The organism is Nocardia sp. NBC_00881, from assembly GCF_045207455.1.
Classification (GTDB): Bacteria; Actinomycetota; Actinomycetes; order Mycobacteriales; family Mycobacteriaceae; genus Nocardia.
In genome coordinates, this window is sequence record NZ_CP108798.1 from 5,138,160 (window position 1) to 5,163,517 (window position 25,358).

Consider the following 25,358-nt stretch of genomic DNA (forward strand, 5'->3'; position numbering starts at 1 on the left):
GCCGCCGCGCCGTAAATTGTCTGCAATCACTCGCTCCCCAGCACATACGACGGAAGTCGTGCGGATGGCCTGCAGGTACCAGATGAACAGACCGGATCACCCCGCCTTAGCGATCAACGCCGCTTGCGCGCGCGCCACCTGCGCGGCGACCGCATCCATCGCGACGGTACGCACTTCACCATCCCGCGCGACCGCGCGCCCGTTGACGATCAGCGCGGCCAGTGGCGGGGCGGAGCCGAGGACGAGCGCGGTCACCGGGTCGTCGATCCCGGCGTGTGCGGCCGTGTCCAGGCGCCACAGCGCCAGGTCCGCCAGTTTGCCCACCTCGATGGAGCCGATCTCGGTATCTCGCCCGAGCACTCTGGCGCCGCCGATGGTGGCCAGTTCCAGCGCGGTGCGGGCGGTCATCGCACCGGGACCACCCTTGTTGCGGGCATACAGCAGCGCGTTGCGCGGTTCCTCGATCATCGATCCGGCTTCGTTGCTCGCGGCGCCGTCGACGCCCAGTCCCACCGGGACGCCCGCATGCACCAAGGCGGCGGTGCGAGCGACACCGGCGCCGATCCGCGCGTTCGAGGTCGGGCAATGTGCCACGCCGGTGCCGGTTTTCGCCATGGTGGCGATGGCGGCGTCGTCGAGGTGGATGGCGTGCGCGTACCAGACGTCAGGGCCGAGCCACCCGAGCCGCTCCAGGTACTGCGCGGGCGTGCAGCCGAAATTCTGCTCGCAGTAGTGCTGTTCGTCGATGGTCTCCGCGAGGTGGGTATGCAGCCGCACCCCGGACGAGCGGGCCAATACCGCCGATTCGCACAGCAGGTTTGGCGTGACCGAGAACGGCGAACATGGGGCCAGCGCGATCCGCAGCATCGAGTCGAACGACGGATCGTGCCAGCGGGCAATGGCTTCCGCGCTGGCGGCGAGAATGTCGTCCAGGCTCTCCACCACGTGATCGGGGGGCAGCCCGCCCGTGCTCGCACCCAGATCCATCGAGCCACGGCACGGATGGAAGCGCAGACCCACTTCCTCCGCCGCGGCGATCTCGGCGCCGAGCAGGTCACCGCCCTCGCGCGGGAAGAGATAGTGGTGATCGGTCGTGGTGGTGCACCCTGTTCCCGCGAGTGCGGCGAGTGCACCGGTGGCGGCGACCCGCACCGCGTCCTCGTCGATACCCGCCCAGATCGGGTACAGCGTGGTGAGCCACTCGAACAGCGAGCTGTCCACCGCGAGGCCGCGGGTGATCCACTGGTAGAGGTGGTGGTGGGTATTCACCAGCCCCGGGGTCAGCAGACAGCCCCGGCCGTCGAAGCGCCGCGCGCCCGGTTCGGGTTCGGGCGCTTGCCCCGCACCGACCGCCGCTATCCGATTGCCGCGTACAACGACATGACCGCGCCGGTATTCGGTGCGCTGCGCGTCGACCGTCGCGATCGCACAGCCCTCGATGATGGTCACCGGGTCCATGCGGGCCCGGCTTCCGGTGCGTCGGCACGCGCGACGGTGGCATGGATCAGGCCATAGGGACGGTCGGCGGCGTGGTAGACCTCGCCGCGGTTCTCGATGCCGAACCGGCCCAGGTCGTAGTCGAAGTGGTGTTTGTTCGGGGCGGCGAGCCGGATCTCGGCCAGCACCGGGTACGCCGCCAACGCGGCCTTGCCCATCTCGAACAACGTCTGCTGCAGTGCCTTCGAGTGCTTCGTCGCGAACGTTTCCACCAGCCGCGCCCGCACCCCGGCGTAGACCTCATCCCAGGCGACCCCGTCGGTGGTCGCGAACCGCCACTCGGCGATCAGCGAAGTGGCCAGCACCCGATCGTGGGTCGGCGCGAGCACGGTGAATTCGTCGGTCAGGAAGTCCGCGAACTCGGAGCCGGTCGACTTCAGGATGGTCAGGTCCTTCACTCCGCCGACGACCCACGCCTCCCGGTCCTCACCCTTGCCCGCCACGGTGACCGCCGCCGTACGCACCTCCGGGCCTCGGCGCACCCAGGTGTGATCGTGCTCGACGCCCTCGACCGGCACCCGCTGCCAGGCGTATTCGTCGACGTCGACCCGCGCGCTGGTCACCGGCTCGATCTCGGCGACGAAATGACCGGCCAAAGCCAGCGCGTAGTCCTCGATCGCCCGCAGTCCCGGTTGCTTCGCGTAGGCGTACGCGGTCTGCTTCTGGGTATCGGTGGGCAGCACCTTCGCCTGGCTGCCCGCGACGTACGCGTCGGCGAAATCGCCGCGCAGCACCGTGGAGACGTTCACGTCGCGGATCTCGTGCCGCGCGGTCTCCCGGTATATCCGGACGATCCGGTTCTCCGCCTTGCCGTATCGATGATCCGACAGCACGATCGGCCCGGTCAGTTCCATCTCGGCTCAGCTCCCTCGGTAGGTGGAAAAAGCGAAAGGCGACAGCAACAACGGGACGTGGTAATGCCGCTCTTCGGTGACGGCGAACGTGATGGCGACCTCCGGGTAGAAGGATTCGACCTCGCGGCGAGCGAAATAGGCGCCGGTGTCGAACACAAGACGGTAGGTACCCGGTTCGAGCTCCGCGCCGAACGTCCCGATCCGGCCGTCGTCGTCGGTCGCGCTCGAATCGAGCTGCCGCGCGTGCCGATACAGCGTCACGGCGACCCCGGCGGCGGGCATGCCGCGCACCGCGTCCAGCACATGGGTGCTCAGCGTGCTCATCGCCGGTACTCCAGCAACCCGCACAGCCGGATCCGGTTGATCTTCGCCAGTTCAGTTCGCACAACTCGCCTTTCGATCTCGGGATCGTTGCGCAGCCGGGCGGTGAGCAGCGCGAGCAGCTGCTCAGCCGACTTGCCGGTCGCGCATACCAGGTAGATGTGCCCGAACCGCTCCTCGTAGGCGCGGTTGCCCGCGACCAGCGCCGCGCGAACCGCGGCCGCGGCCGTCGCGACCCCGGCCTGCTCACGCGCCGAGGCCGCCGAACGCGGCCGCTCCGCGATCCGGGGATGCGCCGCGAGAGCCAGATCGATCTCGGACTCGGGCAGCCGCATCACCGCCGCGTCGGCGGCGTCCAAGAGCGCCTCGGCACTCGGATACGGGCGGCCCGCGACCAGCGAACGAGCGAGCCCCGGCGACGAGCAACAGGCGAGCAACGCCTGATAGGCCGCGTCGTCGGACATCGCGGCGAATCCCGCGATGCCCGGTCCCTGGTCTGTCATCGAACCAGCATCGACCACGACCCGCCCGGCCGCCACCGGAGAGCGCGAGATCACCTTCGGCGTGTCGCATCGGGCGACACGGCAGGGCATACCCTCTGAGCACCGGTTTTGCCTCGTGCGGAAGAAACGACGCGGTATTACCTTCATACCCATGGTTGTCCCTCTATCCCCGGCCTGTGCGGGCATCGTGCTCGCCGCGGGCGCCGGAACACGCTACGGGCGGCCGAAGGCCATCGCCGAAGGTGGCGCGTGGCTGCGTGCCGCGGTGGCCGCGCTGACCGGTGCAGGCTGTGAACCGGTGATCGTGGTCCTCGGTGCGACCGGCCCTTCGCCGCAGATCGTCGATCTGCCGCCGGGCGCCCAGTATGTGTGGGCGGCGGACTGGGCCACCGGACTCGGCGCCTCGCTGCGGGCGGGGCTGATCGCGGTGGCGCGCACGCCCGCGCGGTTCGCCGCGATCATGCCGGTCGACACCCCGGATGTCGGAGCCGAGGTGGTCGCTCGGGTGACCGCCGCCGCGTTCGCGGCGACGAGCGGTCTCGCACGGGCTGTGTTCCACAACACACCGGGCCATCCCGTCGTGATTGCACACAAGCATTGGAACGCGGTTTGCACTGCCGCCGTAGGAGATTCCGGAGCTCGCACATATTTGTCAGGCAGGGACGATATGGTATGCGTCACGTGCGACGATTTGGCGACGGGGGTCGATCGTGACTTCCCGGTCACGACCGCACGGTGATCGGAGCTAGCTGATGCGGGACATCGTCGACGATCTGTTGCGGGTGTGGCATTCGGGCCGGACGGGTGGGCTTGCCACCATCGTGCGCACGGTGGGTTCCGCCCCGCTACCGATGGGCTCGGCAATGCTTGTCGACCAGGATGGCGGCGCGTACGGGGCCGTCGGCGCCGGTGGGCTGGAGGAGATCGCCTACGAGGCAGTACTCGAAGCGGCGCGCACGGGCCGTCGCGCGTTGCACCGCTACGGCGTGGCTACCGGAATGGAGACGGGCGCGAACGGCGAGAGCATGATGGATGTCTTCACCGAGCCGTTCTCCCGCCGCCACTTTCCCGAGTTTCCCGACGTGGCGGCCGAGATCGCCGCGCATCGCAGGGTCACCGTTTTCACGGTGGTGTGGAATTCCGACCAGGACCTGATCGGCCAGCACCTGATCACCGACAAGAAACACGCCACCGAGTTGGTCGCGCTGCCGGATTCGGATGTGTTCGTCGCCTCGGTCGCCCCGCCACCCAGGCTGATCATCTTCGGCGCCAACTCGTTCGCCGCCGCACTCACGGTGCAGGCCCGGCTGCTCGGATACCGGGTGACGATCTGCGACTCGCGACCCAATTTCGCGACGCCGGAATCGTTTCCGGGTGCCGAGGTCGTCGTCGACTGGCCGCACCGGTATCTCAACACCCTGTCCTCGGCGGAGGAAATCGACAGCAGCACCGGCATCGTCGTCCTGTCGCACAACCCCATGTTCGAGATTCCACTGCTCACCGTCGCGCTGCGATTACCCGAGCTCGGTTATCTCGGAGCGATAGGGTCACGTCAGCTGCACCTCCGGCGCATGGAGGACCTGCGGGCAGGCGGTTTCGGCGACGAGACACTGGCCCGCCTGCATTCCCCGGCGGGTGTGGACATCGGCGCGCGCACCGCGCCGGAGGTGGCGGTCGCGATCGCAGCCGAACTACTCGCCGCGCGCGCCGCCCAACCGGCGCGACCGTCCGACCCATACAGCGGCGAGATTCCGGTTACACCGAAAACTGTTGTGGGACTGAGAATCTAGTCACTTCAGATCAGGGTTCTCGGCATATACCTCGCGTAACACGGACAGGTCGAACAACTGCTCGGCCTTGATGTCGATCTTGGCGGCACGCAGCGCGGCGATGTTCTGCTCGATCAGTGTGTCGGTCATCGTGAGCAGGCCGTTCGCGGCCGTGTCCGGCGAGGCCACCAGTTCGTTCTGGGCGGCGGCCTCCTTCGTCTGCTCGTCGAGATCGAGCTTCTGGTCCTTGCCGTACACCTCGACCGCCAGCCTGGCCGCCTCGGCGGGGGCGGCCACCGCGTCCTTCCAGCCCTTGATCTCGGCGACCAAAAATGCCTTCAGCTTGTCGCGCTCCTTGTCGATCGTGGACTGCTTCACCGTCAGCGTCTCGGCGACCAATGGCAGGTCGAAGTCGGCGAACAGAAAATGCGTGTTCAGGAAACCCTTGGCCGCCAAGGTGATCGGCTCGTTGGTCACGTAGCTGACCCATCCGTCGACCTCGCCGCTGGCCAGCGGGGTCGGATCGAACTGGGCGGGCACGATGGTGACGTCGCTCGGCTTCAGGCCGTTGGCCGTGAGTAGCGCGTTGAAGATCAGCTGGTTCGTGTCCTGCACACCGATCTTGCGTCCCTTCATGTCCTCGGGTGTCCTGATCGGCTTGGCGGCGGAACTGACGATCGCGAACGGGTTCTTCTGGTAGGTGGTGCCGACGATCTTCGCGGGCAAGCCCTCCAGGACCGCGGGCGCGGTGGTTTGCGGCGCGGAAAGTCCCAGCCACACCTTTCCGGTGTCCAAACCCGCTTCCACCGAGGTGCTCGCCGCACCGCCCGCGACAAGATCGACCGAACCGAAGCCTGCTTCTTTGAAATAGCCCTTCGAGTCCGCGAAGTACTCTCCGGCGAACTCGATGTTCTTCAGCCAGGACAGCTGCACCGCGACCCTGCCGTATCGGGAACCGTCCGGGGTCGACCCACCCGACGAGTCGCTGGAATCGCTGCCGCAGGCGGCCAGCGCTCCGGCACCGCCGAGCACGGCGCCGGTCAGTGCGGAGTAACGGAGAAACGAGCGTCGGCTCAGGTGCCCGAACGAGCGTTGCATGGGTGTCATCAGGTGTGCGGCGCGGAGGCTCCCTCGTTCGCGAGGGTGCGGAAGCGCCGTCCTCCTTTCGCGGGTTCTTGTGTCGGGGTGGTGTGTCGGTGGTGTCGGCTAGATTCGCGGGCATGGAGGAGGTGGTGCGGTACAGCTATCGGTTGCGGCCGGGTTCCACTGTGGCGTCCGGTCTGGAAGCTGAGTGGCATCCCTGCCGGTTTTTGTGGAATGAGGCTGTCTACCAGCAGAAATCGGGAAACAGGCCGACGTTCGGGACGCTGAGCAAGCTGCTGACCGAGGCTCGCTCGCGCAGCGCGTGGTTGCGGGAGGGTTCCCAAGTCGTCCAACAGCAGATGCTGCGCACCTATGCGCGAGCGCTCGATCAGCCGTTCACCGTCAAGGGTCGAGGCCGGCCTGGGTTCAAACCCCGCAAGAAGACCCGGCCGGCGCTGGAGTACACGAAGCGCGGGTTCAGTCTCCGCGGTGGGCGGTTGGTGCTGGCGAAGGGGGTGAGCATTGCGGTGGTGTGGTCGCGGGAGTTGCCGTCGGAGCCGTCCAGTGTGCGCGTTTTCCGGGATTCGCTCGGGTATTGGTTCGCCTCGTTCGTCGTCCGCCGCACTGTCGATCCCACACCGGTGGCCGAGGGCGGTATCGGCCTCGATTGGGGTGTGCGTGCCACGGCCACCGCCACCGCCCCGTCGTTCGATCTGCCCTATCGCGGATATCGTGCACGTTGTGCCGCCGAACTGGCCAGGGCGCAACGCAAGATTGCCAGACGCCGCCGCGGCACACGCGGCCCGCAATCCAGGGGGTATCAGCGGGCGGCCCGTGAGGCCATCAAGCTGCACAAGAAAGCCGCCCGCCAAACCCGACATGATGCGCGGGTGTGGGCGAAAAGCGTTGTCGACCATCATGATCTGATCGCGGTGGAGGATTTCACCCCGAAGTTCCTGGCCAAGTCCACGATGGCCCGCAAGGCCGCCGACGCGGCCATCGGCGTGACGAAGACCGAACTGATCGAGCGTGCCACGCGGGCCGGCCGGAAGGTGGTGTTGGTGCGGCCCGCCTTTACGACGATGACGTGTTCGAGGTGTTTCGCGAGAGCCAAGCAGCACCTCGAACTCGCCGAACGAACTTTCCGGTGCCACGACTGCGAGTACACCGCCTGTCGGGACCGGAACGCCGCCAGAGTGATTCTGGCTGTGGCAGAACGTGGCCACACACGTGTTGACGACGTCAGACAATCCGATCACCTCCTTCGGGCGGCTGGGGGGTTGCGGTCCGAGCGTGAAATCTCCCGCCTTCAAGCGGGAGAAGCGTTAATTTCTTTACTTTGACGTTCCGAGCATGGATTTGCGCGAATTCCGCCGACCGGATCGGCCGGTCAGTACCGTCCTGCCTCCGTCCCGAAGCGCGCGAGTACCAGGTTCTCGACCACGCCGACGATCGCGTAGAGCACCACCGAAACCAGCGTCACGATGACGATCGACGCCCACAGCTTGCTGTATTGGAAGGTCGGGATGGCCCGGATCAGGCTGGCGCCGAGCCCGGTTCCGCTGCCGAGCCATTCTCCGAGCAGCGCGCCGATCAGCGCGCCGGGCACCGAGATTCGCGCGGCGGCGAACACCGAGGGCAGCGCGGCGGGGACGGCCACCATCCGCAGCCCGGTCCACCGGGATCCGCCATACGCGGCCACCAGATCCAAGGCCTGACGCGGGGCGGTGCGCAGTCCCGCCATGACCATGACCAGAGCCGGGAAGAACACGACGATCGCGGCCATCACCGTCACCCCGGCCAGTCCGCGGCCGAACACCAGCACGATGATCGGGGTCAGCGCGACCAGCGGCACCGAGCGCAACAACATCGCCACCGGCAGGAACGTCTGCTCGACGGCGGCGAACGACACGAACAGCGCCGCGACCACCAGTGCGGCGAGCATGCCCGCCCCGAACCCGATCGCCGCGTCCCGCAGGGTGATCTGCAGATCGTCGATGATCGCCTGTCGCGCGGTGCTCGCGTGGGGCGCGGTCACCAGATAGGTCCAGATGTCACCCGGCGACTTACCGACCCGCGGCCCGACCTGCGGGAAAGCTTTCAGGAAGACGTACCAGATCGCCAGCATCAGCAGCAGCGAGGTTCCCAGCGGGAACAGGAATCGTCCGATCCGTCGCAGCAGTTTCATCTCTCCCCCTGCGCCTTGCGGGACACCCGCACCCGGTCGGAGCAATCAGGCGCTGCGCAATGGTCCCTCATCGCTCCTCCTGTGCTCATGCGGGACACCCGCACCCGGTCGGAGCAATCAGGCGCTGCGCAATGGTCCCTCATCGCTCCTCCTGGGCAGTCCACGGAGCGACCAGCCGTGCGGCCAGGGCCACCACCGCGTACCCGAGTCCGGCCAGCGCCGCGGCGGCCAGCGCCATGCCCCAGGTGCGCGGGACGTTGTAGGCGGTCTGCGCTGCGGTCAGCGCCACCCCGATGCCGCTGTCCACACCGCCGAGATATTCGCCGATGATCGCGCCGAGCACGGCGGACGGCGCGGCGATCTTCAACGCCGCGAGCGTGTTCGGCAGCGCCGATATCACCTGCACCCGGTACAACTGCTGCCAGCGCCCACCACCGTAGGCGCGCACCAGCTCGAGGCTGGTCCGGTCGGCCGATCGCAACCCGGTGACGGTGCCGACCATCGTCGTGAAGAAGCAATACATCGCGGCGAGGAACACCGTAGGAGTTCGTCCACCGAATACGACAAGGATGATCGGGCCGAGCGCGAGCAGCGGCGTGCAGTAGCTCAAGATCGCCAGCTGGGTGGCCAGCGACTCGATCGGCGGGACCAGCACAATCAGGATGGCCAGCGCGATGGCCAACCCGTTGCCCCAGACGAACCCCTTCAGCGCACCGAGCGCGGTGATCCGGAAGTTGGGGCCGTAGAGCCCCCATCCGTCGGTGCCCATGGTGTGCAGCACCTGCCACGGGCTGGGTATGGTGCCGCCTGCTACGCCGAGCGCCGCGAGAATCCACCACACCGCGATCAGCCCGAGTACGCCGAGCACGCCGCCGAGGCGCTTCATTGTGCGCCTCCCCTGCCACGTCGGAGGGGCCACGGGAGCGGGTGGAGCCGCACCGGTTGCGTGTGCGTGCTCACCCGCTGCCGGCCGGGCTCACCGCTGCGCGGACAGCGCGCCGGATCATGGGCGTTCATGCCACACCTCCCTTCCCGGACTTTCCGAACAGCAGCTCCGACAGATAGTCGTGCAGCTTGTGGAACTCCGGCGTTCGCATCATCTCGGGCAGCCGCGGACGCGGCAGATCGATCTCGACCAGCTCCAGCACCCGGCCCGGCCGCGGACTCATCACGGCCACCACGTCGGACAGGAACACCGCCTCGGCGATGCCGTGTGTGACCATCAGCGTGGTCGCCGGCTTCTCGGTCCAGATTCGCAGCAGCTCCAGATTGAGCCGCTGCCTGGTCATGTCGTCGAGAGCGCCGAACGGTTCGTCCAGCAGCAACACAGTCGGCTTCACCACCAGCGCCCGCGCGATCGAGACACGCTGGCGCATGCCGCCGGACAGCTGCGCGGGTTTGGCCTTCTCGAATCCGTCCAGTCCCACCAGCCGGACCAGCTCGGCGATCTGCGCGGGATCTGGCGTCATTCCGGCGACCTGAAGCGGCAACTTGATATTCGATTCCACCGAACGCCAGGGCAGCAGCGCCGAATCCTGGAACGCGATGCCCAATTCGTGGTGGCCGCGCAGTTCGGCGGGTGTCTCGCCGTCGATCAGCGCCTTGCCCGCGGTCGGCGTCTCCAGCCCGGCGAGAATGCGAAGTACCGTGGACTTGCCGCAACCGGACGGACCGAGCAGCGCGAGAAACGCGCCCTGCTCGGTATGCAGATCTACGGAATCCAGCGCCTGCACCGTTTTCCGCCCGACCCGGAAGGTCTTGGTCAACCCGCTGATATGAATTCCGGTCCCCCCGGCAGTGCTGCTGTCCGTGCTCATGACGGTCACCCTAAGAGCACCCGGTTGCGCTGATATTGCGAATCGCATCGCCAGATTGCGCAATCGTTACATGCCGGGCGTCGAGGCGGGTATTTCGACTCGGGACGAGTGATCCGGATGGGACAGGCCCCGTTGCCGTCCATCGGCGCCTACACCACGTCGACCCGCACTCCCGCCGCGCGGATCGCTGCCACCGCCGCGGCGTCGGCGTCGCTGTCGGTAACCAGGACCTGTACCTGCTCGATGCCGCAGATTCGGGCAAGCGCAGTACGTTCCAGCTTGTCGGCAGTGGCGACCACCATCACCTGTCCGGAGCGCCGCACCATCTCGCTGGTGACCCCGGCTTCGTCGATGTGCCTGCACTGCGCGCCGCCCTCGGCGGAGATCGCGTTCACGCCGAGGATGAGTTCGTCGAGCCGAAGTTCGGCCAGCGCCCGTTCGGCCAGCGGCCCGTGCAGCTCGTAGGACTCCCGCCGCGCCACGCCACCGAGGACGATCGTGCGCAGGTGCGGCCGCAGCACCATCTCACCCGCGATGTTGAGCGCATTGGTGACGATGGTCAGCTGATCGTCGCCGGACATCCCGAGATCGGTGCGCCCGGCCAGCGCCCTGGCCACCGCCGTGGTGGTGGTGCCACCGTTCATCGCCACCACCGCGCACGGATCGACAAGGGATGCGGCGTATTCCGCGATCCGCTGCTTGGCTTCGCCCCCGGTCTGGCGGTAGCGGGCGGGCAGGTCATAAGCGACCGAGGTCGCCACGACACCGCCGTGCGTCCTGGTCGCCAGCTGCTGTTCGGCGAGCGCGGTGAAATCGCGACGCACCGTCGCGGGCGACACGCCCAGCCGCTCGGCGGCCTCGTCCACCGAGAGCCGCCCGGATTCGGCGAGCAGTTCCAGCAGCCGGTTCCACCGCTGCGGCCGGTCCGTCGACCCGGTCATCGCACACCGCCAGGGCCGTTCGAACGACCTGCTGTTTCTCCAAACACGCGACCAATATGACCACAGGCGCGGTGCCGACCGTCAAGATTCCCCGGCGGCGATGCCGGATCGACCGCTTGTCCCAGCTCGCCCGGTAGCCGCTCGGACCGGAGCATCTACTTGACGCCGCCGGCGGTCAGACCTGCCACCAGACGCTTCTCGATGAGCGCGAACAGCAACACCACCGGAATGATGCCGACAGTGGAAATGGCGAACACATACTGCCACGCCGTGTCGTACTGTCCGACGAACTTGGTCAACGCCACCGACAGCGGCTGGTTCTCCGGTGTGGTCAGCACGACCAGGCTGGCAGCGAACTCGTTCCAGCACGAGACCACGACGAAGATCGTCGCGGTAACGATGCCCGGCCAGACCAGCGGCAGGCTGACCCGGATCAGCGTCTGCCAGCGGTTCAACCCGTCGAGCAGCGCGGCTTCCTCGATCTCCACCGGGATGGCGGCGAAGAAGCTGTGCAGGATCCACACCGCGAACGACAGGTTGAACGCGGCATTCACCAGGATCATCGCCAGCCAGGTGTCGTTGATGCCGAGTGCGAAGAACTCCCGGATCAACCCGGTCACCAGGACGGTCGGCTGCAGCATCTGGGTCACCAATACCAGGCCGAGAAAGACCACGCGGCCCGGAAAACGATGGCGCGCTGTGTAATACCCCGCCGGAATCGCGACGACAAGCACCAGCGCGGTCGCGCAGAACGAGATGATGATCGTGCTGACCAGATTGAACGGCAGCGGCGTTTCCGGAGTATTCCACATCGTGGCGTAGTTTTCCGGGTGCCACTCCTGCGGCAGGTATGTCGGCGGAATGCGCAGGATTTCGGCCCTGCTCTTCAGCGAACCGAGCACCATCACCAGAAACGGCAGCAGGAACACCGCGGAAAGCACCACACCGACCGCGGTGAGTTCCCAGCGACGGCGCTTGGTCCGGGCACCCGTGCGCGCGTCGGGTTCGACCGCACCCGCGACCCCTGTCACGTCCGCTGGGATGGTCATCGGTCGATTTCCTTGGTCGGCCGGATCACCTTCACGTAGATCGCGATGATGACGAGGATCAGCGCGAAGTTCAGCACGCTCATCGCGGCGGCGGTGTCGATCTGCTGGTTCTGGCGAATCAGCTTGAAGGTCAACGTCGTCGTGGTGTCCGCGGAGAATCCCGCGATGCTTCCGGTGATCACCTGCAGGATCGGCAGCGAGTTGAACACGTTGATGATGTTGATGATGGTCGCCACCGCGATCGCCGGACGTAGCTGCGGCAGAGTGAGATAGCGGTAGCGCTGCCACGCTCGCGCGCCGTCGACTCGACCCGCTTCGTCGATCTCGGCCGGGATCGATTGCAGTCCCGCCAGGATGGTGTACGTGGTGAATGGCACGGACACGAACACCGCGACGCCGATCGCCACCAGAAACGCCTGCGTCGGCTGCTTGGTGAAGCCGTAACCCCGGTCGAGCACCCCGATGTCGACGAGAAACCGGTTCGCGATGCCGACGTCCGGATCGAGCATGTAGTAGAAGATCGACGTCGTCATCACCACCGACGCCGCCCACGGCACCAGGATCGCCATCCGCACCGCGGTACGGCCGGGAAAGTCCTTGTTCAGGAACTGGGCCAACGCGGCGGAGAGCAGCAGCGTGATCAGCACGACGCCGACCACCCAGATCACCGTGTGAACCAGGACCGAGCCCAGCTCCGAAATCCCGAACAGGGTTCGGTAGTTGGCCAGCCCGATGTTGCCGCGGTCCTGGCCGTAAGCGCTCAGGTCCCTGGTGCTGGTCCACACCATGTAGCAGGCGGGGAAGGCGACGATGGCCGCGATCAAGACCAGCGACGGTCCGATCCACGGCAGCGCCGCCAGGATTCCTCTGCGCCGCACGCTACTTCACGGCTTCCTGGATCCGCCGCAACACCTGGGCCGGGTCCGCGCCCTGGCCGATGGTGCCCATCTGCTGACGGATGGCGCCTTGGGCCGCGGCCCATTTCGCGTTGTTGCTCGGGTAGAACCGCGCCACCGGCAGCGTCCCGGCGAAAGCCTTGGTGACCGGGTCGTCCGCGAGTTCGGCGGCGGCGCTCTTGGTGATCGGGATGAAGCCCTCGTGCCGCACGAAGTTCGAGTACACGTCGGCGGAATAGAAGTAGTCGAGGAACTTCTTGATCGACTCGGTCTTCTTGCCGTCCTTCTGGAAGGCCATCAGGTGGTCGGCGACGCCCAGAGTGACCGGTTCACCCGTCTTCGTCGGCGAGGGCGCGGTCGCGTACCGCAGGCCCGAGTTCTTCGCGGCGATCTGGCCGATGGTCGGCGGCAGGCCCTCGATCATGCCGATCTTGCCCTGGATGAAGGCGTTGATCACGTCCTTGCGGTCGGTCGCGCCCGGATTCGGCTGGGTCGCGCCGGCATCGATCAGCTCACGCATCGCCCGGACGCCCTCGAGATTCTGCGGGGTGTCCACGGTGATCCGGTCGCCGTCGGCCCAGGAGCCGCCCGCGCCGAAGGTCCAGATGGAGGTCTCGCCCTGGGCCTCCTCGCTGCCGACCGGCAGCCCGTAGCCGGACACGCCGCCGCCGAGCGACTGGATCTTCTTCGCCGCGTCGGTCAGCTCGGCCCAGGTCTTCGGCGGCGCGGCGACGCCCGCCTCGGCGAACAGTTCGGTGTTGTAGAACAGCGTGCGAGTCGAGGCGAACAGCGGGAGCGCGTACTGCGTTCCGTTCAACGAGGCGTTGTCGGCGAAGCCGGGCTGGATGTCGGCCAGCACCGGTGCCGACACGATGTCGGCGGCCGGATACAGCATGCCGTCGCCCGCGAAGCTGGCGTAAGCGTCGATGTTGAGGATGTCGGGTGTGGTGGACTTCGACTGCAGCTTGGTTCGCACCACGTCGTTGATGGAGTTCCACGACTCCATCTGCAGATTCACGGTGATGCCCGGGTTCTGCTTCTGGAAGTCGGCGATGATGCCGTCCCACAGCGCCTTGGTACCCGTGGCGCCGTCGCTGTAGGCGGGGGCGAGAAAGTTGATCGTGGTGTCGGAGTCCGCGGCATCTTTCGAACCGAACCCGCAGGACGACAGCGCCAGCGCAAGGCCGGTGACCATCGCGACTCCGGCAAGTACGCGGTGGAGTGGTCTTTTCACGAGCAGAACCTTTCAGATTTGCGCACCCTGCGCCAGCGGACCGCCGATGATGGGAGGACATACCGTCCGTGCGCTTCAATCTAGCCCGTGCGGTGATCATACGTGACTGATTTGCCGGTAAATTTGACATGAACGATCACCAGAGTGATCCTGTCCGTGTGCCGCTCTCTGCCGAATCCGCCCCCGTGACCCATCTGGCCACCGAGGTCGCCACCCAGCCGGACGACTGGGCGCGCGCCACGACCATCGCCGCCGACCACCATGCCGTACTGCCCCAGCCGGGCGAGCGCGTGGCGGTGATCGGCTGCGGAACCTCGTTGTTCATGTCCCGCGCAATCTCCGCGCTGCGCGAAGGCGCGGGCCACGGGCGCACCGATGCCTGGCCGGCGAGCGAGGTACGCGATCGCGACTACGACCGCTACCTCGTGATCTGCCGTTCCGGCACCACCACCGAAGTGGTGCGGGCCATGCGGGATATTCCGGCGCACATCCCTCGTGCCGTCATCTGCTCCAGCCCCGGCACCCCGGTGCTGGAGCTGGGCGATCCGATCCTCATCGACGAGGTCGACGAACAGTCGGTGGTGCAGACCCGCTTCGCGACCACCACACTGGCGATCCTGCGCGCACACCTGGGCCACGACCTGGCTCCGGTGATCGCGCAGGCCCGTGCGGTGCTCGCCGAGGATCCCGCGGTATCGCTCGCCGAAGTACGTGGGGCCGAGCAGATCAGCTTCGTCGGCATGGGGTTCGCGGCTGCCATCGCCGACGAGGCGGCGCTCAAGCTCCGCGAATCCTGCCAGTCATGGACCGAGGCGTACCTGGCGACCGAATACCGCCACGGCCCGATCAGCATCTCCGCGCCGGGCCGCGCGGTCTGGGCCTTCGGACCGCTGGAGCCGAACTTCGCCGACGATGTCGCCGTCACCGGCGCACACCTGGAACATCGCGACATCGACCCGATGGCCGACCTGATGCGCGTCCACCAGCTCTGCGTGCTGCGCTCCGCCGATCTCGGACTCGATCCCGACCACCCGCGCAACCTGAACCGCTCCGTGGTCCTCGAGCCGTGACCAAAGTCTTGTGATGAACTCCGTACCGGGCGCAGCGTCCCGACGCCGAACTGCGGCGGTGTACCCGCAGCCGGCCGTGGGGTTGTCCGACGACGCGCTTGTGCTCGGAATGGACGTCGGCGGGACCACCATCAAAGGTGAGATCACCGACACCGCGGCCACGGTGCTCGCGACCGGAACCCTTGCCACCCCGCGGGGCGAGGCCGCGTTCGACGCGATGGGCGAGCTCGGCGACCGATTGCTCGCCGCACTGTCCGGCGAGCAGCGCCACCGGGTCGGCCGTGCGGCGGTGGTACTGCCGGGCATCGTCGACACGGCGAACTCGATCGCCGTGTTCAGCAGCAATGTCGGCTGGCGGGATGTGCGCATCGGCGACCGCTTCATCCGACGCTGGAAGATCCCGGTCCTCATCGAACACGATGTCGTCGTGGCGGGTTGGGCGGAATCGCGGTTCGGCGCGGGACGCGGGCACGACAACGTGTGCGTGATCATCCTCGGTACCGGCATCTCCGGCACGCTTTCCGTCGGTGGACGCCTCGTACGCAGCAACTACGGGCAAGTCGGCGAATACGGCCATGTGCCGGTTCGGCGCGAGGGCGGATTACCGTGCCTCTGCGGCAATATCGGTTGCGTGGAGACCGTGGCCTCCGGAGCGGCCATGACGCGCGCCTACACTCGCCGCACCGGACGCGAAATAGACGGCGCCGCAGAAGTTTTCGCTCTGTCGACCACCGACCCCGATGCCGCGGCGGTAGTCGAGGACGCGGTCGACGCGCTCGCCGACGGACTGGTCGGCTTGGTGCACGCGACCTGCCCCGAACTGGTCGTCCTCGGCGGCGGTCTCGCCGGAGCGGGCGCCGCCCTCACCGACCCGCTACACCGAGCTCTGGCCGACCGGCTGCGCCTGGTCCCGGCACCACGAGTGATACTCGGCGAGTATGGTGCCCGCGCAGGTCTGGCGGGCGCCGCGCTGTTCGCCCGACAGGGGGCACTCGAATGAGTGACCTGACGATTCGGGGGCGCATCGTTTCGGCGAGCACGGCCCTGGACGACGGGGTGGTTTCGGTTTCCGGAGCGCGGATCGCTGCCGTGCAGTCGTTCCAGCAGTGGCGCGCCGGGCACCTGGATTCACCCGAGCCGCCGATCTCGGGAGTCGTGCTGCCGGGGCTGGTGGACATTCACAACCACGGTGGATTCGGGTATCGGTTCGACACCGTGGACGGCGCGGACGCGCGGGCGGCGGCCGAGTCGCATCACGCGAGCGGATCGACCACGGTGGTGGCGAGCGTGGTCACGGGAGCCGGCGCCGACATGGTGGCGCAGACCGCCGTGCTGCGGAAATTGGCCGAGGAAGGCGTACTCGGCGGCATACACCTCGAGGGTCCCTTTTTGTCCGAGGCACGATGTGGGGCACAGGATCCGCGATTTCTGCGCGACCCCGATCTCGAGCTGACCGACCAACTCCTTGCCGCCGGTGGCGCGCATCTGCGCGTGCTGACGATCGCACCGGAGTTGCCCGGCTACGCGGACGTCGCGCGGCGGCTGGTCGACAACGGCGTCGTGGTCGCGCTGGGCCACAGCGACACCGACTTCGATTCGTTTCGGAAAGCATTGCACCCCAATGGCTTCGGTGGTCTCGTCACCCACCTGGCGAATGGGATGGCGCCACTGCACCATCGCGACCCCGGCCCGGTCGCCGCGAGTCTGGTCGCCGCGGCGGCGGGGCACGCGACCGTAGAGCTGATCGGTGACGGCGTGCACGTCGATCCCGGATTCGCCGCGCTGGTGTTCGCGACCGCACCGGGACGGGTCGCGCTCGTCACCGACGCCATGCAAGCGGCGGGGCTCCCGGACGGTGAGTACCGGCTCGGCACGCAGCCCGTCACGGTGCGCGGCGGGGTCGCGCGTATCACCAACGGTTCGATCGCGGGCGGGGTCAGCACGCTGCTGCAGTGCGTGGCCAGGGCGGTGCGCGAATCCGATATTCCGCTGCGGGAGGCGGTGCTGGCGGCCACGTCGACCCCGGCCGCCGTGCTCGGACTGACCGATGTCGGTGACCTGCGGCCCGGGCAGTTCGCCGACATATTGACAGTCGATGACAGTCTCCAGTTGCGCCGGGTGCTCAGACGAGGACAGTGGTTGTCGTGATCCTCACCGTGACAATGAATCCCGCGTACGACATGACCTACCGGGTCGAGCGCTTCGAACGCGGGCAGGCCCACCGGGTCCGCTCGGTGGAGCAGCGCATCGGTGGCAGGGGCATCAACGTGACCCGCGTGCTGAATCAACTCGGCAAATACTCGAGGGCGACCGGGTTCTCCGACCACGCCTTCGCGGCGGTCGCCGAGCTGGAGATGCCGGTCGACTTCGTGCACGCGCTGCCCTGGGTACGCCGCACCGTGGTGATCAGCGAGTCCGAGGACGGCACCGCCACCGCGCTGTGGGAGCCGGGCGCCCGCGTGTCCAACCCGCATGCCGCCGAACAACTAGCCGTTCGTGTGGCGGGTCTGCTACCCGATATCGATGGGCTGGTCATCTCCGGATCACTGCCGGCCGGCATCGCCCCCTCGCTGCCCGCCGAGATCGCGCGGACCGCGATCGCGGCCGAGGTGCCGACCATCTGCGATGTCGACGGCGAGGCCTTGCGCTTGGCCGCCCAGGTGCCCGGGATCGTGCTCATGCCGAACAGTGACGAGTTGCGCCGACTGACCGGTGCCGAACCGCACACCGCCGCCGACGTCGTGACCGCCGCCTTTCCGCTCATCGATCGGGGGGTGCGCGCGGTCATCGTCACACGTGGTGCCGAAGGGGTTGTCACGGTCACCGCCGGCGGCGCCTGGTCGGCAGTGCTCCCTGAACCACTCGCCGGAAACCCCATCGGCGCAGGAGATTCCGCGACAGCCGCCGTGATCGCCGCACTCTCGACCGAGACCACCCCGAACTGGCCCGCCATCCTCACCGACACGGTGGCCACCTCCGCATCCTCCGTCGTCATCCCGGTAGCCGGCGAAATCGACCGCGGTCTGCGCGCCCGAATCGCCCCGACCGTCCGCGTCGAACCCCTTGACCTGCCGACACGCGCGAAGCCATGAGGAGACGCCCGCGATGCCGCTGACTTCGGTTTCCGACCTGGTCACCGCCGTCAGCCCCGGCGGTCTCGGCGCGTTCAACGTGATCACCCTGGAGCATGCCGAGGCGATCACAACTGCTGCCGAATCGTCGAAAAGGCCAGTGGTATTGCAGATTTCGGAGAATACGGTGTGCTATCACCGCAGTCTCGCCCCGCTCGCACTCGCTTGCCTGCGGATCGCCGCCGACAGCAGCGCCGCTGTCGCCGTCCACCTCGACCACGCCACCGACCCCGAACTGGTCCGCGCCGCCGTAGATCTGGGTATCCGCTCGATCATGTTCGACGGATCCATCCTCGACTACGCGGACAACGTCGCCGCCACCGTCGCCATCACCCGCTGGTGCCACGAGCGCGGCGTCCACGTAGAGGCCGAACTCGGCGAAGTCGGCGGCAAAGACGGCGCCCACGCCTCCGGCGTCCGCACCGATCCCGACGAGGCGGTCGAATTCGTCACGACCACCGGCGTCGACGCCCTGGCGGTAGCCGTCGGATCCTCCCACGCCATGCACAGCCGCACCGCGCGACTCGACACCGACCTGATCGGCCGCCTGGCCGCGAAAGTCCCGGTCCCCCTGGTCCTGCACGGCTCATCCGGCGTCCCCGACGAAGGCCTGCGCGCCGCCGTCGACCACGGCATGACAAAAATCAACATCGCCACCCGCCTCAACGTCCAGATGACCGCCGCCATCCACACCACCCTCACCGCCGACCCCACCCTCGCCGACCCCCGCAAATACCTCGTCCCCGCCCGCTCCGCCATCCAGTCCGAAGTCGAACACTTCCTCCACCTCCTCACCTGACGAGCGGCACACCACAGACGGCCTTCTCGCGTTGCACTTCGATCATGGATCGCCCGCGGGGCTAGGATCTTGCCTGTGACCGAAGTCGGTTCCGCTCCTCTCGGATGCGGACAGGCTCGACGAGCAGCAGGCGTAAACCTGGACGCCCCTGTGTGAGCGACACACCACGAAATAGCTTCGATCGCATACCACTCGCGCACTCGAGATCTGGCATTGGCTGAGGCCGATCCGACGCGGCCAGGAGTACCGACCGGATGCGGCCGGACCTGATAGCCCGCGCGCAGGCCGCCGGAGTAAGCGCGGCCCTCCTCACCAACCGCCCCACATCATCACCACCCGAGTCCGCCAGGCTCTCCGCCGCAACGGCGCCGATCTCTGATGAGTGGCACACCATAGAGCGCCTTCTCGCGACCGCGCCTTGATACTCGCTGGCCCGGACGAGAACTTGCTCACCGTCGAATTTCACCTCTACGCGAGCTCCCGCGTCACGGGGGTGCGTTGATCTGAACCAGCGTTCTCGGGACATCGCGCAACTCACGTCTTCCGGGACTACTCAGCCGCCCGGATCGCCATGGTGAACGCGGACCACTGTGTCGGCGTGAACGCGAGAACTGGTCGGACATCCGGCGGCCCCGGAAACTTGCTGTCCCGGACGAGGACTCGCTCACCGTCGAAACAAACCTCGACGCAGGTCTGACTGTCGTTGGAGTATGAGGATTTGAACCAATCGGAACTGCTCACCCCGCCGACTGTAATCCAGTAGCGATTTCCCGGATCAGCGCCAGCGACTCCACCCGAGATAGCGCCGATGACCGCGCCCGCTCGAACACGAATCCCAAGTCGCGCACTCTGGATTCCTTTCGGCTCTCGTCATCAATGATGATCTGGCCGAACACAGCTGTTTCGTACCACCCGAGCGTCGGCAATCGAGAGCTGGCGAAGTCGAGTAGATGGTAAGTGGAGCCCGCCGGAATACTGTCCTCGGCCGTGAAAGGGATGACCCGCACTTCGAGATTTTCTGGGTGCGATTCCACGAGATCCGCGAGATGAACGAGTTGACGCCGCAGCACACCCGAACCTCCGACCTGCTGGAGGAGCACCGCTTCTCCGATAACCACACGCAGTGAAACCCGATTGTCGCCCGTCAATCTTTGCTGCCGATGAAGCCTCGCTTCGACACGCTGATCGACTTCGATCGCCGGTACCGTCGCTCCGGCCGAAAGCATCACTGCTCGGATGAACTCCTCGCCTTGTAGGAGCCCGGGCATCATGCCACTTTCGTATGTCCGGATCGACTCGGCTCCCCACTCCAATCCGTAGTAGCGAAGGATCTCGTCACCGAACAACGCGGAGTATCGGCTCCACCACCCACGCCGCTTCGCGTTTTCACGCAGTGCCAACAATTCGCGCTGTTCGCTCTGGTCGATCTCGAGGATGTCCAGGAGTTGTTCGAGCTTGTCCTTCGGGAGCAAGTTGCGCTCGTTCTCGATGTGCGACCAATAGGCGGCCGATACGCCGAGCGCTTTGGTAAGCGAAGCCGCGCCAATGCCCAGCTCCAGCCGCCGCTGCCGAAGCCGAAGTGCCAGCTCCCAACGCGCAACCGCAGGTGACCGGGCCATGCCACGCACAATACAGCCGACAAATGATGCGACACAGTTTTGTATTTTGGCTTGTATACTTTACAATATTGAGGCGGGCTTTCCGGGGCACGTATGGCGGGAACGAGGGGGGTTCTGATGTCTGTGCACGTCATCGACCGGGCGTGGATCGTCAGTGATCGCACGCCGCACCAGGCGCGTCGGGTCAGCGAGGATGCGTGGGTGGTGTCGTATCTGCGCGGTCGGATGCTGACGACCGAGCAGGCTACGGCGGCGATCCAAGCGGCGGAAACGGTTTCGCTGATGGAGGAGCTGGCGAGCCGGATAGGGCTCACGGCGCTGGAAGCCCTCGGCCTGGTCGTTATCGAAACGCCTTGGGAGACCGGGCCGCCGCGACGTCGGCCACGGTTGCCGCGTCCGAGCGGGCGGCATCGCCGCTGATTTTCACATCTCGCATACCGCAACACCATTCGATCCAGGGGGTTATCGCAGTGGAACCGCTGCCGACCAAAGAACTCGTTTTACGCGCCTGCCGTGTCGTGCCCCGAGGCGACCATCCGATCCTCGAGTCCGCACACCTACTCGCCGGATTGCACCGGCAACGGCTGTATACCGAACTGGGCGAGGCGAACGACATCGATCAGCACCGCGCCCGACTCGTTCTCGCCGTCGACCGCTGGGTCGCCACCGAGGTGCCGCCCCCACACGGCGGCGCCCACATGCACACCGAAACCGTCGGCATGGTGATCGACCGCCTCGCCCAGTTCGCCGCGTGCGCCGACGAAGTCCTGCCCCTCGCACCGGAATGGGCCGTCCACGACTCCTGGGAGCGCCTCGCCGAGCTCGCGCTCGGCTATGAAGACCTCGCCTACGAGGTCTCGGTGGGCCTGCGCCGCCTCCCGTACCTCAGCGGCCCGCGCGACCAACGATGAACCGCGACCGAAACGTGCCGAGAGCATCGCCGCTGACAGCTCGGGAAGTCTCCGCCCGAGCTAATCCTCCGACGGGTCCGGCCAGGCGTGGGTTTCCAGCCGAGTGCGCACGCGGGTCACATCCGCCTCCGAAGGCATGTCGTGGGTCAGCTTGGTGATCATCACCTGGATGTCGGTCTTGTCGATGGGCAGTTCGCCGGAGCCGGTCAGCTCGGCCGCGATCTGAGCCACCTCCTCATCGGAGAGTCGGCGGCGCAGTAGAGCGAGCAGCGGGATGTAGTCGGATTCCGGGACACCGTCCGGATATCCGGCCCGCAGCCAGTCGATGATGGCGTTCAGGAAAGGTGGCATCGGCGAACGCTTTTCGTTCAGTCGGAATCGGCAGGGGGGTCGGCCAGTGGCCAGCCGCCCGCCGCCAGATGAGAGGCGACGCGGGCGATGTCGCGGTCGTCGGGTTGCTCCTTCGCAACCCGGGCGATCGCTTCCTCGATCTCGGCGTGGGTGATCTCGCGGTCCGGGTTCGAGGTCGCCAACTCTTCGGCAATCGCGACCACCTCGTAGTCGGTGAGGTGGCGGTGCAGCACCGCGAACAGGGCGACATAGTCCGAACGCGGGACTCCCTGTGGATAGCCGGCGCGCAGCCAGCCCACGATCTTGCCGAGCAGGTGCGGCCGTAGCTGTGCTGGTTTCGCTTGATCGGTCACTCTGACGCCCCTCATGCCCGTTCGAACAGATGAATGCCGAACCTCGCCGCGATGAAAGCTTTTGCGGTGTAGAGGATTCCGGTGAGGATTGCCACCACGACCAACGCGAGGCACACCATCGCGACCGCGAGGGCCGGGTAGTTGCGCCGCACCGCGCCTCCCTCCTCGACGATTTCCGACGCCGACCAGAACCGCACTCCGATCGCGAAGATCATCGGCAGCCCCGCCCCGAGTAGCAGCCCGGCCGAAACCACCTTCCACAACGAATTCAGATTCGTGACGAGAGTGTGCACGCACGGACCTCCTAGACCTGTGCCGAATGGGACGTCGAGCCGAATTCCTTCGCCTGCCCGCCGTCTGCCGAGTCCTGGATGACTCCCGGCCCATCGGTGGCTGCGCCCGGCCACTCGTTGACGTTGCCGGTGTGCACCGGATTTCGCCGGGACCGCAGATACATCACCGTCGATAACGCGATCAGAATGCCGAAGACCACGAGCACGCCGGCCAGCCCGCCGACGAAGTGCGCGACGGCCCAGCAGATCGCACCGGCCACACCGGCCAGTGGCAGCGTGAGCAACCATGCCACCACCATCCGCCCCATCACGCCCCACCGCACCTCGGCGCCCTTACCGAGCCCGGTACCCAGGATCGAGCCGGTCGCGGTCTGCGTGGTGGACAGCGGCAGCCCGAAGTGGGCGGAGGTGAGAATGATGGCAGCGGACGCGGATTCGGCAGCGAGCCCCTGCGGCGAGTCGATCTCGACGAGCCCCTTGCCCAGCGTCCGGATGATCCGCCAGCCGCCGAGATACGTGCCCGCCGCGATAGCGACGGCACAGGCGGCCATCACCCACAGCGGCAGCTCGTCGTTCTTGGTGAGCGTCCCATGCGCGACGAGGGCGAGGAATATCACGCCCATCGTCTTCTGCGCGTCGTTGGTGCCGTGCGCCAGCGATACCAGCGCGGCGGAGCCGATCTGGCCCCAACGGAAGCCTTCGGTGACTTTGTCCTCGGCGGAGGTCCTGGTGATCCGGTAGACCAGCCAGGTGCCGATCGCCGACACCAGCGCGGCGACGACCGGAGCGAGCACCGCAGGAAGAATGATCTTGGTGACCACCCCGTCCGAACCGGACGCCCAGATCACGCCGCTCCAGCCCAGCGAGGCGAGCGTCGCGCCGATCAGACCGCCGAACAGGGCGTGGGACGAACTCGACGGCAGGCCGAACAGCCAGGTGAGCAGGTTCCACAAGATACCGCCGACCAGACCGGCGAACACGATGATAAGCAGCTCGTGACCCGACACGGCATCGAGACGCACGATGCCCTTGGCCACCGTGGCGGCGACGGCGACCGACAGGAAGGCGCCGAAAAGGTTCAGCACCGCCGACAGCGCGACCGCGACGCGAGGCTTGAGCGCACCGGTGGCGATCGACGTCGCCATGGCGTTGGCGGTGTCATGGAAGCCGTTGGTGAAATCGAATGCGAGTGCCGTCACAACGACGATCAGGAGAACCAGTAATTCGACGGTCACGCCTCCAGTGTGCGGCACCCGCCGATCTCATCGCCAAGTGGTTGCCGTTAGTCGAACGTCCCGGAGGCGATAGCGTGGATTGTGTCTCCGCTCACCCGACCCGCGCGCATCCCGGTGTGACCGGACGACCTGCGAACCGATCGTCTATCCACGCGTTCGCACCGGGGATCCCGCTGAGGCCGACGAGGAAGTGCTCCCCGAGATACACCTCGAAGTCCACCTCCGCCCCGCCACGGCACCAGTCCGCGTAGAGATTTTCGGCTCCCGCCAATGGCACCCACGGATCGTGCGTGGCGTGATAGAGAAACACCGGCACCTTCGGAGCGGTCGCGCCCATGCGGTTGTCGGCCAGGATCTCTTTGATCATCGGCAGCTCGGTGGGCGCGGCGACGTTGGTGAGCGCCTGCACCGGAATCGGCGCGACGACACCGGCGAAACTTTCCGCCGACATACACATGTCCTTGCCGATCTGGGCCAAGCGCCAGCCATCGTCGTTCATCAGACCCAGCATTTCCGGATACTCCCGGGCGAGGCCGAGTGTCGCGGCAAGAAATACCCCGGAGGCGGCATTGCGGCCGTCCATGCCGGCCAGCAGCATGCCGAAGTCGGCGGGCACGCCCCCGAATGCCGCGCCGACCAGATTCACCTCAGGTGCATACTCCGGCGCCAGCTGCGCAGCCCATCCGGTCGCGATCGCGCCGCCGGAGTAACCCGTGACCACGGTCGGTGTGTCGGGCGGCAACCCGAAGCCTGGCGTGCGGACCACGGCCCTGATCGCGTCGAGCACTGCGTGACCGGCCATCCGACCGGCTCCGTACGCCTGCCGCGGGCCCTGGTGATCGGGGACGATCACGGCATATCCCTTGGACAGCGGAATCTGCGCGGCCCACAACTTGTTCTCCAGCGCGGACTTGAGCTCGTAGGACGGCGCACATTTGTGCCCGAGCGAGTCGATCGCGGCGTTGAAGGACAGCAGCGGGCGCGGCCCCGGGCCGGTCCAGGGTGTGGTCGGCATGAGCAGCGTCGCTACCACCGGCGCCGGCCGCCCCTTGGAGTCGGTGGATCGGATCAGCAGTTCGGTCGAGATCAGCGGAAAGAAGGTCAGGCCCGTGCCGCTCGGGCGGGTCGCGAGAATCGTGCCCGGCGGCTTGTTCTCGAAGTCCGGCGGCGGCGTGTAGAACGGATCGCCCAGCGGCGTCGGCAGGACTCCGGAGTACTCACGCGAGGGCGCGAGGAATTGTTCGATCGGATTCGCGTGCGCGGACGTCCCGGCTGTACTCACCGCCAAGGCGCCGACCAGCGCCAACACTGTTCCGACCTGCCGCCCACGCAGCCGCCATCGCACCATCGCACCCACCTGCTGACCCCTGTCCCGAAGCAAACCCTGCCGAACCATTGCGGTGTCGAGCATCCGCCACGCTGATGAGCCCATACTGACAGCGGC

Annotated in this window: 29 protein-coding genes; 10 read left to right on the forward strand and 19 right to left on the reverse strand. The window is 67.0% G+C overall.

What is annotated here, in order from left to right:
* Positions 1-96 precede the first annotated feature (96 nt).
* Genes OH799_RS21760 through uraD form a run of 4 tightly spaced genes read right to left on the reverse strand, consistent with a single transcriptional unit; the run spans position 97 to position 3,175 of the window.
* Complete coding sequence (locus OH799_RS21760) at positions 97-1,458, reverse strand: 8-oxoguanine deaminase (RefSeq protein WP_406267068.1); 1,362 nt, start codon at positions 1,456-1,458, stop codon at positions 97-99.
* The gene (pucL, locus tag OH799_RS21765; RefSeq protein WP_406267071.1) at positions 1,446-2,351 is read right to left on the reverse strand and encodes a factor-independent urate hydroxylase; all 906 of its coding nucleotides are present in this window, start codon (positions 2,349-2,351) and stop codon (positions 1,446-1,448) included. Before pucL ends, OH799_RS21760 begins: the two co-directional genes overlap by 13 nt.
* Positions 2,352-2,357: 6 nt before the next feature.
* Complete coding sequence (gene uraH / locus OH799_RS21770) at positions 2,358-2,675, reverse strand: hydroxyisourate hydrolase (RefSeq protein ID WP_406267074.1); 318 nt, start codon at positions 2,673-2,675, stop codon at positions 2,358-2,360.
* Positions 2,672-3,175, reverse strand: a complete 504-nt coding sequence (uraD, locus tag OH799_RS21775) for a 2-oxo-4-hydroxy-4-carboxy-5-ureidoimidazoline decarboxylase (protein ID WP_406267077.1) — start codon at positions 3,173-3,175, stop codon at positions 2,672-2,674. The genes uraH and uraD overlap by 4 nt, the downstream gene beginning before the upstream one ends.
* A gap of 151 nt (positions 3,176-3,326) precedes the next feature.
* Between uraD and OH799_RS21780 the strand changes: the two genes are divergently transcribed.
* Together OH799_RS21780 and OH799_RS21785 are read left to right on the forward strand one after the other, a co-directional pair.
* On the forward strand, positions 3,327-3,914 hold the full coding sequence (locus OH799_RS21780) for an NTP transferase domain-containing protein (RefSeq protein WP_406267081.1): 588 nt from the start codon (positions 3,327-3,329) through the stop codon (positions 3,912-3,914).
* Positions 3,915-3,927: 13 nt separating this feature from the next.
* Positions 3,928-4,965, forward strand: coding sequence for an XdhC family protein (locus tag OH799_RS21785; RefSeq protein WP_406267085.1), 1,038 nt, complete (start codon positions 3,928-3,930; stop codon positions 4,963-4,965).
* Here OH799_RS21785 and OH799_RS21790 read toward each other — a convergent pair whose 3' ends face one another.
* Positions 4,966-6,051: an ABC transporter substrate-binding protein gene (locus OH799_RS21790; RefSeq protein WP_406267087.1), complete on the reverse strand. Its 1,086-nt coding sequence runs from the start codon at positions 6,049-6,051 to the stop codon at positions 4,966-4,968.
* Between the two features lie 89 nt (positions 6,052-6,140).
* On the opposite strand from OH799_RS21790, the gene OH799_RS21795 reads away from it, so the two are divergent.
* Positions 6,141-7,370: an RNA-guided endonuclease InsQ/TnpB family protein gene (locus OH799_RS21795; RefSeq protein ID WP_406267090.1), complete on the forward strand. Its 1,230-nt coding sequence runs from the start codon at positions 6,141-6,143 to the stop codon at positions 7,368-7,370.
* Between the two features lie 47 nt (positions 7,371-7,417).
* Here OH799_RS21795 and OH799_RS21800 read toward each other — a convergent pair whose 3' ends face one another.
* From OH799_RS21800 to OH799_RS21830, 7 genes are all read right to left on the reverse strand, one after another.
* Complete coding sequence (locus OH799_RS21800; RefSeq protein ID WP_406267093.1) at positions 7,418-8,215, reverse strand: ABC transporter permease; 798 nt, start codon at positions 8,213-8,215, stop codon at positions 7,418-7,420.
* Positions 8,216-8,354: 139 nt separating this feature from the next.
* On the reverse strand, positions 8,355-9,101 hold the full coding sequence (locus OH799_RS21805) for an ABC transporter permease (protein WP_406267096.1): 747 nt from the start codon (positions 9,099-9,101) through the stop codon (positions 8,355-8,357).
* Positions 9,102-9,228: 127 nt separating this feature from the next.
* Positions 9,229-10,032: an ABC transporter ATP-binding protein gene (locus OH799_RS21810; protein ID WP_406267099.1), complete on the reverse strand. Its 804-nt coding sequence runs from the start codon at positions 10,030-10,032 to the stop codon at positions 9,229-9,231.
* 149 nt (positions 10,033-10,181) lie between these two features.
* Positions 10,182-10,973, reverse strand: a complete 792-nt coding sequence (locus tag OH799_RS21815) for a DeoR/GlpR family DNA-binding transcription regulator (protein WP_406267102.1) — start codon at positions 10,971-10,973, stop codon at positions 10,182-10,184.
* Positions 10,974-11,128: 155 nt separating this feature from the next.
* A complete protein-coding gene (locus OH799_RS21820) occupies positions 11,129-12,022 on the reverse strand; it encodes a carbohydrate ABC transporter permease (protein ID WP_406267105.1) in 894 nt (297 codons plus the stop codon).
* Complete coding sequence (locus tag OH799_RS21825) at positions 12,019-12,900, reverse strand: carbohydrate ABC transporter permease (protein ID WP_406267108.1); 882 nt, start codon at positions 12,898-12,900, stop codon at positions 12,019-12,021. The genes OH799_RS21820 and OH799_RS21825 overlap by 4 nt, the downstream gene beginning before the upstream one ends.
* Before the next feature lies 1 nt (position 12,901).
* Positions 12,902-14,152, reverse strand: coding sequence for an extracellular solute-binding protein (locus tag OH799_RS21830; protein ID WP_406267111.1), 1,251 nt, complete (start codon positions 14,150-14,152; stop codon positions 12,902-12,904).
* Between the two features lie 158 nt (positions 14,153-14,310).
* Between OH799_RS21830 and OH799_RS21835 the strand changes: the two genes are divergently transcribed.
* Genes OH799_RS21835 through OH799_RS21855 form a run of 5 tightly spaced genes read left to right on the forward strand, consistent with a single transcriptional unit; the run spans position 14,311 to position 19,152 of the window.
* The gene (locus tag OH799_RS21835; RefSeq protein WP_406267113.1) at positions 14,311-15,222 is read left to right on the forward strand and encodes an SIS domain-containing protein; all 912 of its coding nucleotides are present in this window, start codon (positions 14,311-14,313) and stop codon (positions 15,220-15,222) included.
* A 13-nt stretch (positions 15,223-15,235) separates the two neighbouring features.
* Positions 15,236-16,222: an ROK family protein gene (locus OH799_RS21840; protein WP_406267116.1), complete on the forward strand. Its 987-nt coding sequence runs from the start codon at positions 15,236-15,238 to the stop codon at positions 16,220-16,222.
* Positions 16,219-17,370: an N-acetylglucosamine-6-phosphate deacetylase gene (locus tag OH799_RS21845; protein WP_406267119.1), complete on the forward strand. Its 1,152-nt coding sequence runs from the start codon at positions 16,219-16,221 to the stop codon at positions 17,368-17,370. The genes OH799_RS21840 and OH799_RS21845 overlap by 4 nt, the downstream gene beginning before the upstream one ends.
* Positions 17,367-18,314 (forward strand): 1-phosphofructokinase, encoded by a 948-nt coding sequence (locus tag OH799_RS21850; RefSeq protein WP_406267122.1) that lies wholly within the window; start codon positions 17,367-17,369, stop codon positions 18,312-18,314. The genes OH799_RS21845 and OH799_RS21850 overlap by 4 nt, the downstream gene beginning before the upstream one ends.
* Before the next feature lie 13 nt (positions 18,315-18,327).
* Positions 18,328-19,152 carry a class II fructose-bisphosphate aldolase gene (locus OH799_RS21855; RefSeq protein WP_406267125.1) on the forward strand — a complete coding sequence of 275 codons (825 nt, stop codon included), beginning with the start codon at positions 18,328-18,330 and terminating at the stop codon, positions 19,150-19,152.
* Positions 19,153-19,701: 549 nt separating this feature from the next.
* On the opposite strand, the gene OH799_RS21860 is transcribed toward OH799_RS21855, so the two are convergent.
* Positions 19,702-19,893, reverse strand: a complete 192-nt coding sequence (locus tag OH799_RS21860) for a DUF397 domain-containing protein (protein ID WP_406267128.1) — start codon at positions 19,891-19,893, stop codon at positions 19,702-19,704.
* Positions 19,890-20,771 carry a helix-turn-helix domain-containing protein gene (locus OH799_RS21865; RefSeq protein ID WP_406267131.1) on the reverse strand — a complete coding sequence of 294 codons (882 nt, stop codon included), beginning with the start codon at positions 20,769-20,771 and terminating at the stop codon, positions 19,890-19,892. Before OH799_RS21865 ends, OH799_RS21860 begins: the two co-directional genes overlap by 4 nt.
* Positions 20,772-20,888: 117 nt before the next feature.
* On the opposite strand from OH799_RS21865, the gene OH799_RS21870 reads away from it, so the two are divergent.
* The gene (locus OH799_RS21870; RefSeq protein ID WP_406267134.1) at positions 20,889-21,191 is read left to right on the forward strand and encodes a hypothetical protein; all 303 of its coding nucleotides are present in this window, start codon (positions 20,889-20,891) and stop codon (positions 21,189-21,191) included.
* A 50-nt stretch (positions 21,192-21,241) separates the two neighbouring features.
* Positions 21,242-21,682: a DUF4254 domain-containing protein gene (locus tag OH799_RS21875; RefSeq protein ID WP_406267137.1), complete on the forward strand. Its 441-nt coding sequence runs from the start codon at positions 21,242-21,244 to the stop codon at positions 21,680-21,682.
* Positions 21,683-21,742: 60 nt separating this feature from the next.
* Here OH799_RS21875 and OH799_RS21880 read toward each other — a convergent pair whose 3' ends face one another.
* From OH799_RS21880 to OH799_RS21900, 5 genes are all read right to left on the reverse strand, one after another.
* A complete protein-coding gene (locus tag OH799_RS21880; RefSeq protein WP_406267141.1) occupies positions 21,743-22,033 on the reverse strand; it encodes a DUF3349 domain-containing protein in 291 nt (96 codons plus the stop codon).
* Positions 22,034-22,050: 17 nt separating this feature from the next.
* Positions 22,051-22,386: a DUF3349 domain-containing protein gene (locus OH799_RS21885; protein ID WP_406267144.1), complete on the reverse strand. Its 336-nt coding sequence runs from the start codon at positions 22,384-22,386 to the stop codon at positions 22,051-22,053.
* 11 nt (positions 22,387-22,397) lie between these two features.
* Positions 22,398-22,679, reverse strand: a complete 282-nt coding sequence (locus tag OH799_RS21890) for a hypothetical protein (RefSeq protein WP_406267147.1) — start codon at positions 22,677-22,679, stop codon at positions 22,398-22,400.
* Between the two features lie 11 nt (positions 22,680-22,690).
* A complete protein-coding gene (locus tag OH799_RS21895) occupies positions 22,691-23,914 on the reverse strand; it encodes an anion permease (RefSeq protein WP_406267150.1) in 1,224 nt (407 codons plus the stop codon).
* A 91-nt stretch (positions 23,915-24,005) separates the two neighbouring features.
* On the reverse strand, positions 24,006-25,262 hold the full coding sequence (locus tag OH799_RS21900) for a lipase family protein (RefSeq protein ID WP_406267153.1): 1,257 nt from the start codon (positions 25,260-25,262) through the stop codon (positions 24,006-24,008).
* Positions 25,263-25,358: the final 96 nt, after the last annotated feature.

Bases quoted from the DNA above. Each gene is read 5' to 3' on its own strand.
- OH799_RS21820 (WP_406267105.1), bottom strand. From the start codon at position 12,022: ATGACCATCCCAGCGGACGTGACAGGGGTCGCGGGTGCGGTCGAACCC.
- OH799_RS21900 (WP_406267153.1), bottom strand. From the start codon at position 25,262: ATGGTGCGATGGCGGCTGCGTGGGCGGCAGGTCGGAACAGTGTTGGCG.
- OH799_RS21785 (WP_406267085.1), top strand. From the start codon at position 3,928: ATGCGGGACATCGTCGACGATCTGTTGCGGGTGTGGCATTCGGGCCGG.
- OH799_RS21800 (WP_406267093.1), bottom strand. From the start codon at position 8,215: ATGAAACTGCTGCGACGGATCGGACGATTCCTGTTCCCGCTGGGAACC.
- OH799_RS21855 (WP_406267125.1), top strand. From the start codon at position 18,328: ATGCCGCTGACTTCGGTTTCCGACCTGGTCACCGCCGTCAGCCCCGGC.
- uraH (WP_406267074.1), bottom strand. From the start codon at position 2,675: ATGAGCACGCTGAGCACCCATGTGCTGGACGCGGTGCGCGGCATGCCC.
- OH799_RS21880 (WP_406267141.1), bottom strand. From the start codon at position 22,033: ATGCCACCTTTCCTGAACGCCATCATCGACTGGCTGCGGGCCGGATAT.
- OH799_RS21810 (WP_406267099.1), bottom strand. From the start codon at position 10,032: ATGAGCACGGACAGCAGCACTGCCGGGGGGACCGGAATTCATATCAGC.
- OH799_RS21790 (WP_406267087.1), bottom strand. From the start codon at position 6,051: ATGACACCCATGCAACGCTCGTTCGGGCACCTGAGCCGACGCTCGTTT.
- OH799_RS21780 (WP_406267081.1), top strand. From the start codon at position 3,327: ATGGTTGTCCCTCTATCCCCGGCCTGTGCGGGCATCGTGCTCGCCGCG.
- OH799_RS21845 (WP_406267119.1), top strand. From the start codon at position 16,219: ATGAGTGACCTGACGATTCGGGGGCGCATCGTTTCGGCGAGCACGGCC.
- OH799_RS21870 (WP_406267134.1), top strand. From the start codon at position 20,889: ATGTCTGTGCACGTCATCGACCGGGCGTGGATCGTCAGTGATCGCACG.
- OH799_RS21805 (WP_406267096.1), bottom strand. From the start codon at position 9,101: ATGAAGCGCCTCGGCGGCGTGCTCGGCGTACTCGGGCTGATCGCGGTG.
- OH799_RS21760 (WP_406267068.1), bottom strand. From the start codon at position 1,458: ATGGACCCGGTGACCATCATCGAGGGCTGTGCGATCGCGACGGTCGAC.
- pucL (WP_406267071.1), bottom strand. From the start codon at position 2,351: ATGGAACTGACCGGGCCGATCGTGCTGTCGGATCATCGATACGGCAAG.
- OH799_RS21865 (WP_406267131.1), bottom strand. From the start codon at position 20,771: ATGGCCCGGTCACCTGCGGTTGCGCGTTGGGAGCTGGCACTTCGGCTT.
- OH799_RS21815 (WP_406267102.1), bottom strand. From the start codon at position 10,973: ATGACCGGGTCGACGGACCGGCCGCAGCGGTGGAACCGGCTGCTGGAA.
- OH799_RS21840 (WP_406267116.1), top strand. From the start codon at position 15,236: ATGAACTCCGTACCGGGCGCAGCGTCCCGACGCCGAACTGCGGCGGTG.
- uraD (WP_406267077.1), bottom strand. From the start codon at position 3,175: ATGACAGACCAGGGACCGGGCATCGCGGGATTCGCCGCGATGTCCGAC.